General features: G+C 42.3%; 8 protein-coding genes. 4 read left to right on the forward strand and 4 right to left on the reverse strand.

The features are described 5' to 3' along the window. Positions 1–46 precede the first annotated feature (46 nt). The 3 genes from ABEQ24_RS03000 to ABEQ24_RS03010 are packed head-to-tail and all read right to left on the reverse strand — an operon-like array spanning position 47 to position 5,450. The gene (locus ABEQ24_RS03000) at positions 47–1,831 is read right to left on the reverse strand and encodes an acyl-CoA dehydrogenase family protein (RefSeq protein ID WP_430005396.1); all 1,785 of its coding nucleotides are present in this window, start codon (positions 1,829–1,831) and stop codon (positions 47–49) included. 44 nt (positions 1,832–1,875) lie between these two features. Beyond that, positions 1,876–3,051, reverse strand: coding sequence for an acetyl-CoA C-acetyltransferase (locus tag ABEQ24_RS03005; RefSeq protein WP_430005397.1), 1,176 nt, complete (start codon positions 3,049–3,051; stop codon positions 1,876–1,878). Positions 3,052–3,065: 14 nt separating this feature from the next. After that, on the reverse strand, positions 3,066–5,450 hold the full coding sequence (locus ABEQ24_RS03010; RefSeq protein ID WP_430005398.1) for a 3-hydroxyacyl-CoA dehydrogenase NAD-binding domain-containing protein: 2,385 nt from the start codon (positions 5,448–5,450) through the stop codon (positions 3,066–3,068). 202 nt (positions 5,451–5,652) lie between these two features. Here ABEQ24_RS03010 and ABEQ24_RS03015 point away from each other — a divergent pair, with 202 nt between their 5' ends. Next, entirely contained in the window at positions 5,653–5,802 is a 150-nt protein-coding gene (locus tag ABEQ24_RS03015; RefSeq protein WP_083328076.1) for a YuzL family protein, read from the forward strand. A 132-nt stretch (positions 5,803–5,934) separates the two neighbouring features. Beyond that, positions 5,935–6,741, forward strand: coding sequence for an alpha/beta fold hydrolase (locus ABEQ24_RS03020; protein ID WP_430005399.1), 807 nt, complete (start codon positions 5,935–5,937; stop codon positions 6,739–6,741). A gap of 47 nt (positions 6,742–6,788) precedes the next feature. On the opposite strand, the gene ABEQ24_RS03025 is transcribed toward ABEQ24_RS03020, so the two are convergent. Continuing rightward, entirely contained in the window at positions 6,789–7,706 is a 918-nt protein-coding gene (locus ABEQ24_RS03025; protein ID WP_430005400.1) for a proline dehydrogenase family protein, read from the reverse strand. Between the two features lie 177 nt (positions 7,707–7,883). On the opposite strand from ABEQ24_RS03025, the gene ABEQ24_RS03030 reads away from it, so the two are divergent. Together ABEQ24_RS03030 and ABEQ24_RS03035 are read left to right on the forward strand one after the other, a co-directional pair. Further along, positions 7,884–8,153 carry a hypothetical protein gene (locus ABEQ24_RS03030; protein WP_430005401.1) on the forward strand — a complete coding sequence of 90 codons (270 nt, stop codon included), beginning with the start codon at positions 7,884–7,886 and terminating at the stop codon, positions 8,151–8,153. A gap of 12 nt (positions 8,154–8,165) precedes the next feature. Next, a complete protein-coding gene (locus ABEQ24_RS03035; protein WP_430005402.1) occupies positions 8,166–8,504 on the forward strand; it encodes a spore coat protein in 339 nt (112 codons plus the stop codon). The last annotated feature ends 19 nt before the right edge of the window (positions 8,505–8,523 follow it).

The following is an 8,523-nucleotide window of genomic DNA, read 5'->3' on the forward strand; positions in this document are numbered from 1 at the left end:
TAAGACCTTTTCCGTTGCTGGAAAAGGTCTATTTCTTATGGTCTGCTTAAGCACGGTAACCATTTTCTTCAATTAATGCAGCTGCAATTTCTCGTTTTTTAGCAATCACATTGATCGGAGTGTGACGCGTGAATTTTCTTAATGCTGAAATCATCATGCGGAGTGTATCCCCTTGCTCGATCGCAACTAAAGATTCTTTTGCATGTGCTTCGATTTCATTAAATGCTTCCTGGCAATATACTTGAGTGTAGAGAAGTTTTTGAGCACTCTTTGCTTCTCCTGCTTTGCTGATTGCTTTTTCAGTGCGTAGGATCGCTGATTCCATTGCATAAACATTGCTTACGATATCTGCAATATTCACTAATACTTCCTGCTCCTTCTGCAATGACTGGCCATACTTTTGTGCAGCAAGTCCAGCGATCATCAAGCCGATTTTTTTAGCATTTTTCAATAAGTGTTTTTCTTGCTCAAGAACGCCTTCGCCAACCTCATCAGGCATAAGCATCATTAGTTCTTCCTGCAGAGCTTGAGCCTTTTGCAGCAATGGCAATTCCCCTTTCATTGCTTTGCGCAAATATGTTCCCGGCACTAATAGGCGGTTAATTTCATTTGTTCCTTCAAAGATACGGTTAATACGGGAATCACGGTATGCTCTCTCCACTTCATATTCTGCCATAAAACCGTAACCGCCATGGATTTGAACACCTTCGTCTACTACATAATCGAGCGTTTCAGATCCCAATACTTTATTTAAAGAGCACTCGATCGCATATTCAGCGATGGAAGCAGCTACTTCTTTGCCGTCTTTTACTTCTTCAGGTGACAAGCGGCTCATGCGGTCTTCAAACAATCCTACTGTACGGTAGACCGAGCTCTCCATTGCATAGGTTTTAGAAGCCATATTAGCCAGCTTTTCCTGAATCAGCGAGAAGCTGCTGATTGCCGTTTTAAATTGCTGGCGCTGATTTGCATATTGAACAGAGACATCAATAATACGTTTTGATCCGCCGATTGTACCTACTGCTAATTTATATCTTCCGATGTTAAGAATATTAAAGGCGATAACATGGCCTTTCCCAAGGTCACCTAATAGATTTTCTTTTGGAACCATCGCATCTTCAAGAATGAGAGTTCTAGTTGATGAACCTTTGATTCCCATTTTCTTTTCTTCTGGACCTGTTGATACGCCAGGGTATTCTTTTTCTACAATGAAAGCTGAGAAATGCTCGCCGTCAACTTTTGCATAGACTACAAAAACATCAGCAAAGCCTGAGTTTGTAATCCATTGTTTTTCTCCATTCAGGACATAGTGAGTTCCTTCTGCATTCAGTCTTGCAGTTGCTCTTGCACCAAGTGCATCTGATCCAGAACCCGGCTCAGTCAATGCGTAAGCTGCAATTCGCTGGCCCGTTGCAAGGTCTGGCAGGTATTGCTGCTTTTGTTCTTCATTGCCGAAGAGCACTATTGGAAGAGATCCGATGCCTACATGTGCGCCGTAGGATAATGAGAAGCTGCCGGCACGCGCAAATTTTTCTGTGATCAAAGCTGAACTGATTTTATCGAGTCCAAGTCCGCCGTATTCTTCAGGAACATCAGCTCCAAGCAGACCAAGATCTCCTGCTTGCTTAAGCAGCTTCACGGATTTATCAAATTGATGATTCTCAATATCTTCTAATTGCGGCAAAACATCATTTACAACAAATTCCTCTGTCGTTTTGGCAATCATTTTATGCTCATCTGTGAAATCCTCAGGAGTAAATACACTTTCAAAAGTCACATCATCTAATAAAAAGCTGCCGCCTTTGATTACATTTTCAGTCGTTTTAGACATGTTTGGTTCCCCCGTTTACTCTATTTTTTTCATCTTCCTATTCATTAAACTAATTCAAATACGCCTGCTGCACCCATTCCGCCGCCGATGCACATTGTAACGATTCCGAATTGTTCATTTCGGCGCTTCATTTCATGAATAAGAGAAAGCGTTAATTTTGCTCCTGTACAGCCAAGCGGATGACCGAGTGCTATCGCACCGCCGTTCACATTTACTTTCTCTTCATCTAAGCCCAGTTCTCTGATTACCTGAATGGATTGAGACGCAAATGCTTCGTTCAGTTCAAAAAGTCCAATATCAGATAAGCTTAGTCCAGCTTGTTTTAACGCACGCGGAATCGCTTCAATTGGTCCAATTCCCATTACCTCTGGCGGTACTCCGCCCACAGCGAAGGATCTGAATTTCACCAGTGACTGAAGTCCGAGGGCATCTGCCTTTTCACGGTCCATTACCATCACTGCAGCAGCCCCGTCACTTGTCTGTGAAGAGTTCCCTGCAGTAACTGATCCCTTAATGGAAAATGCAGGTCTTAAATTCGCAAGAATCTGCATGCTCGTTCCAGGACGAACCCCTTCATCTCTCGAGAATTGGAACTGTTTTTCCTGAAGCTTATTGTCGCTGCCTACACTTCTTTGTGTAACATCTACTGCCACAATTTCATCATCAAATTTGCCTTCCTGGATGGCTCTTGCAGCGCGCTCATGACTGCGGACCGCGAATGCATCCTGATCTTCACGGCTGACGCCGTATTTTCTTGCTACCTGCTCAGCTGTATGCCCCATTCCCATGTAATATTCAGGAGCGGTTTCAGCCAGATTTGCATTTGGACGGACAACATGCCCCATCATCGGGACCATACTCATTGATTCTGCGCCGCCTGCAATCGCCGTATCTGAATGGCCAAGCATAATTTTTTCTGCTGCATATGCAATGCTCTGCAATCCTGATGAGCAGTAGCGGTTTACGGTAATGGCAGGAACTGTGTAAGGCAGTCCGGCCAGAGCACCGATGTTCCGCGCCAAGTTTAATCCCTGTTCTGCTTCAGGCATGGCACAGCCAATAATTAAATCATCTATATTTCCTTCATAGCCTCCTGCACGCTTCAGCGTTTCTTTTACAACAAGAGCCCCTAAATCATCTGGTCTGACAGTTGCAAGTGATCCTTTTTTCGCTCTTCCTACAGGTGTTCTCGCACCTGCTACAATGACCGCTTCTCTCATAACAGTGCCCCCTCCTAATTACGTAGTGGTTTCCCCTTAACAAGCATGTGCTGCATTCTTTGCTGCGATTTGCCCTCTTGAACCAGGCTCAGGAAAGCTTCTCTTTCTAAATCCAACAGGTATTGTTCATCCACTTCAGTTCCAAATGGAACCTTGCCGCCTGCAATGACATATGCAAGTTTTTTCGCAATTTTTAAATCATGCTCTGAAATATAGCCGGATTGAAGCATGGATTGTGCCCCAAGGAGCAATGCTGCGTAACCTGTTTCGCCTACAACCGGAACCTTTTTGCGGACAGGCGCTTTATATCCTTTATCAGACAGTTCAATGACTTTTAGCTTTGCATCATGCAGGAGATGGTCTCCATTAAAGCTGACTGAGTCCCTATCATTTAAGAAGAAATTGTTTCGTGCTTCAGCAGCTGAGGCTGATACCTTAGCCATAGCAATTGTTTCAAAGACTTTATTTGCGACATTCTGAAGATCGAAGTCTACGCCTTTAGGGATGCTGTTCAGAAGTTTCAAGTAAAGTTCTTTGTTGCCGCCTCCGCCGGGGATTAAACCAACACCTGCTTCTACTAATCCCATGTAGGTTTCACTTGAAGCCTGAATGTGTGCTGCCGGAAGACAAATTTCAGCTCCGCCGCCAAGCGTCATGCCAAACGGGGCAGCCACAACCGGTTTTGAACTGTATTTAATCTTCATCATGGCCTGCTGGAAGTGGCGGACAACCATGTCTACTTCAAAGTAGTTGTCATCCTGAGCTTCCATCAATATCATCGCAAGGTTTGCTCCGACACAGAAGTTCTTGCCCTGATTCCCGATGACAAGTCCTTTGTAATTTTTGCTGACTTCCTCGATTGCGAAATTGATCATTTGAATGATATCCATTCCGATTGCATTGTTTGGAGAATGAAATTCAAGTAGTGCAACATCATCTCCAAGATCGATTAAGCTAGCACCGCTGTTCTTTTTAATGACCCCTTTTTTCTCTTTAATATCTTTTAAATCAAGGACTTTCGCATTTTGCTGAATGCGTCTGTAATCACCATCATGATAAAAATATGAAATGCCCTCTTCTTTTTTATAGAAAGATGTAAACCCTCGTTCAAGCATATCTTTAATCCACGCCGGAACACTCTCTCCTTCTGCTTCCATTTTTGCAGCTGACTTAGAGAGTCCGATGGCATCCCACGTCTCAAATGGACCATATTGCCAGCCGAAGCCCCATTTCATTGCTTCATCTATCGCAACGATGTCATCTGCGATCTCACCTAATAATTCTGCTGAATAAAGGAGAGTCGGACTTGTAATATTCCAAAGCAATTGGCCTGCTCTGTCACCAGAATAGATAAGCGCTTTCATTTTTGCCGCTGCACCTTTAGCCTGTTTTGCCATTTCAATGCTTTGCGCCTTTAATTTTTTTCTTTCTCCGTATTCAAGCGTGTCTGGATTCAGTTCAAGAATCTCTTTTCCTTCTTTTTTGAAGAAACCCTGGCCAGATTTGCTTCCAAGCCAGCCATTTTCGAGCATTTTCTTCATAAATTCAGGGATTTCGAAAACCGCTTTTTCGCTGCCTTCAACTTGGTCATATACGTTCTTTGCTACATGTGCAAATGTGTCAAGTCCCACAACATCAAGTGTTCTGAACGTTGCGCTTTTCGGGCGTCCGATCAGCGGCCCTGTAACAGAATCCACTTCACCTACACTGTATTTTCCATTCAGCATTTCCTGAACAGTGACAAGCAGTCCGTATGTTCCAATTCGGTTTGCGATAAAGTTTGGAGTGTCTTTCGCTTCCACAACACCTTTGCCGAGCACATCTTCCCCGAATGTTTTAATAAAAGATAAAACCTCTGGAGATGTTGTTTTAGTCGGAATGACTTCGAGCAATTTTAAATAACGGGGCGGATTGAAGAAATGTGTCCCGAGGAAATGATTTTGAAAATCATCAGATCTTCCCTCAGCCATTGCCTCAACCGAGATTCCTGATGTATTAGAGCTGACAATGCTTCCTTGTTTTCTATATTGGTCGACTAATGTAAAGACTTTTTTCTTTATATCTAAGTTCTCAACGACTACCTCAATAATCCAATCAGCTTCAGACAATCTGTGCATGTCATCTTCGAAGTTACCCGCTTCGATCAATGAAAGATTTTCCTTCGCAGTCAGCGGAGCCGGCTTTTGTTTTAATAGCTTTTGGATGGCTTCACTCGAGATTCGGTTTCTGACAGAGCGATTTTCTAAAGAAAGTCCTTTCTTCTCTTCGATATCGTTAAGCGTGCGCGGTACGATATCTAGCAGTAAAACAGGGATTCCGATATTTGCCAAGTGTGCAGCAATTCCCGAACCCATAACACCAGACCCTAAAACTGCAGCTTTTTTAATTCGCTGGACCATGAATGCTCCCCCTTTTGGTAATTTGAATGAATGCTCATTCATTTTTTGATGAAAAAAATAGTCAGGAATCAATTCCTCTATATACTAATATAAAAGATTTAGAAAATTTGTTCAATACATTTACAAAAAATTCACATATTTATTGCACGCAGCATGAAAAAAAGCAGCTGCGGGAAGGATAAAAGCCAGGAGGTGACCAATTATGGCAAGATTAAAGAAACAGCCATCTAAAGCAGGAGTAAGTGCATCAAGCGTAAAAGGCAGCTCTGGTCCAACAAACGAGATGGACGGCGGGGGCAAACGCTCAAGTACAAATCAGCAATATGGAAAGAAAAACATGGGACATGAATAAGGCTGATGAAAGCTGATTCTAATGAGAATCGGCTTTTTTTATACAGCAAACTCTCCGTCTTTCTGTTTTGCGGTATTTGTAACAGGGTATATTTTCTTACATATGAAATTTTGAAGGAAAAGGGGATAAAACATGGGACACTTTATCGAAGTAGAAAAAGGCGTAAAACTATTTGCTGAAGATATTGGAGAAGGACAGCCAGTCGTATTCCTGCATGGATGGCCAGTGAATCATAAAATGTTTGAATATCAGCTGAATGAGCTTCCTGAAAAAGGCTACCGCTTTATCGGCATCGATCTCAGGGGATATGGAAAATCAGACCGCACAAAAGATGGTTATGACTATGACACAATGGCGGACGATGTTAAAGCGGTTATTGATGATTTGAAGCTTGATAATGTCGTGCTTGCCGGGTTTTCGATGGGTGGACCGATTGCCGTCAGATATATGGCAAGACATGAGGGGCATAAGGTTTCTAAGTTAATGCTGCTTGCGGCAGCTGCTCCTCTGTTCACACAAAGAGATGATTATCCTTATGGTTTATCCATGGAAGAAACAGACGATATTATCACGAACCTTCAAACAGACAGACCGGCTATGCTCGCAGAGTTCGGAAAAATGTTTTTTGAAAGCGAGCTTTCTGAAGAGTTTAAGGCATGGTTCCATGACCTCGGACTTGAGGCTTCCTCCTATGCAACAATTAAATCAGCAGAAGCATTGCGAGATGAAGACGGCCGCTCTGATTTAGCTAAAGTAAATGTTCCGACTGCCATTTTCCACGGGAAGAAAGATCAGATCTGTCCATTTGAATTCACTGAGGCAATGAGCGAAGGAATTCAATATTCATTTGTTATTCCTTTTGAGAACAGCGGACACGGCTTGTTTTTTGATGAAAAAGAGAAATTCAACAGTGAGCTTTTGAGGTTTTTAGAACAATAATCTCCATCATGAGACAAAAAACGCTCAGGAATCCTGAGCGTTTTTTCTTATTTTTTAAGCATCCCTTTCAGTACGAAAGCAACGTTTGCCGGCCGTTCAGCAAGACGGCGCATAAAGTAACCGTACCAGTCTGTGCCGTATGGGACATATACCCTCATCTTATATCCTTCTTTCACCAGTTCGAGCTGGCGTTCAGTCCTGATGCCATACAGCATTTGAAATTCGAACCTATCACTTGCAATGTTATTTTCTGCTACGAATCGTTTTGTAAATTCAATGATTGCATCATCATGAGTAGCAACTGCTGTATAATTTCCATTTAGCAAATGCATTTTGATGATTTTCTTGAAATTTTCGTCGACATCTTTTTTTTCAGGAAAAGCTGCACGCGGAGATTCTTTGTATGCTCCCTTAACTAGCCGCAAATTGGGGTGAAGGGGATTCAGATCTTCAATATCTTTAACCGTTCTGTACAGATATGCCTGAATGACTGTTCCAACGTTATCATACTCTTTCTTCAAGGTTTTAAAGATTTTAATGGTTTTCCCGCACCGCGAATAGTCTTCCATATCAATCGTGACAAAAACATTGTTTGTCTTTGCTGAATCCAGAATCCTCCGCATATTCCGCAACACTGTCTCTTCCGAGATATCAAGTCCCATGGAAGTCAGCTTTAAGGAAAGCTGTGACCGGAGATTTTCTCTGCCTATTGCTTCTAGTGCCTGAATGGTTTGATTCGCCATTTCATTCGCTTCCGCTTCGTTATCGACAAATTCACCCAAATAATCAATTGTGACGTCTAAATTTTTCTCATTCAGCTTTTTTATGGCAGCTGCAGCGAGTTCAATCGTTTCACCGGCAACAAAGCGTGCTGCACCAAATCTTAGACCATATCTTTTTGCAGCCTTTGTCATTCTTTTATTCTTTGATAAAAACAAGAAAAAACTTCGAAGTAATTGCTCCATTTGAAGTCCTCCACTCTATTTGGCGCATGAACCAAGAATTAACTGTTACTTTATCATATTTGAAATAGTTTGAATATTATCCATCTTTATTTGCACGAGACTTGCCGCCGAATTTCCGTATAGGATTTCACGGATGAGGAACGATAAGGAAGAAAATGTTTGAAGGAGGTTATACCCATGCAGCAACAGCAGAATACAGGCACGCAGCAAGGCATGATGCAGCAGCCGCCATCTGTCATTACGACAAAAGATCACCTTTATTTGACTGATATGCTTTCGTGGAATTTGCTTGCCATGAAAAAAGCACACTTCTTTGCAGGACAATGCAGTGATCAGCAATTAAAAAGCGAGCTCGAGAAGGTTGGAAAAATGCACGAACAGCATTATTCTAAAATTTTGACTCATTTAAATCCAAATCAGGAAGCATACAGGACTCAGCTTCAGTAGGAGAGATGCAGGATGAATAGTAATCAAAATCAGAGCAAAATCGGCAATCCTGAAACACAAGTACCTAAAACCCCTCAAATGAATGACCGGGACTTTATCAATGAACTGCTGGCTACTGAAAAATATATGACAGATTCTTATTGCACAGCCCTAAATGAGATGAGCCATGATTCTCTTTATCAGGATATTCAGGGGATCTTCAACGAAACTCAAAATTGCCAAAGGGAATTATATAATCTTATGTACAAAAACGGCTGGTACAAGCTTGAAGCGGCAGACAGCCAAAAACTGCAGCAATCCCACCAGCAGTTCGCTGATTACCTGCAGCAGCAATCACCTTATTTGCAATAACGAAAAGCGGAACCGACTG

Source organism: Metabacillus idriensis, from assembly GCF_050483325.1.
Taxonomy (GTDB): domain Bacteria; phylum Bacillota; class Bacilli; order Bacillales; family Bacillaceae; genus Bacillus_P; species Bacillus_P idriensis_A.

Bases quoted from the DNA above. Each gene is read 5' to 3' on its own strand.
- ABEQ24_RS03000 (WP_430005396.1), bottom strand. From the start codon at position 1,831: ATGTCTAAAACGACTGAAAATGTAATCAAAGGCGGCAGCTTTTTATTA.
- ABEQ24_RS03005 (WP_430005397.1), bottom strand. From the start codon at position 3,051: ATGAGAGAAGCGGTCATTGTAGCAGGTGCGAGAACACCTGTAGGAAGA.
- ABEQ24_RS03010 (WP_430005398.1), bottom strand. From the start codon at position 5,450: ATGGTCCAGCGAATTAAAAAAGCTGCAGTTTTAGGGTCTGGTGTTATG.
- ABEQ24_RS03015 (WP_083328076.1), top strand. From the start codon at position 5,653: ATGGCAAGATTAAAGAAACAGCCATCTAAAGCAGGAGTAAGTGCATCA.
- ABEQ24_RS03020 (WP_430005399.1), top strand. From the start codon at position 5,935: ATGGGACACTTTATCGAAGTAGAAAAAGGCGTAAAACTATTTGCTGAA.
- ABEQ24_RS03025 (WP_430005400.1), bottom strand. From the start codon at position 7,706: ATGGAGCAATTACTTCGAAGTTTTTTCTTGTTTTTATCAAAGAATAAA.
- ABEQ24_RS03030 (WP_430005401.1), top strand. From the start codon at position 7,884: ATGCAGCAACAGCAGAATACAGGCACGCAGCAAGGCATGATGCAGCAG.
- ABEQ24_RS03035 (WP_430005402.1), top strand. From the start codon at position 8,166: ATGAATAGTAATCAAAATCAGAGCAAAATCGGCAATCCTGAAACACAA.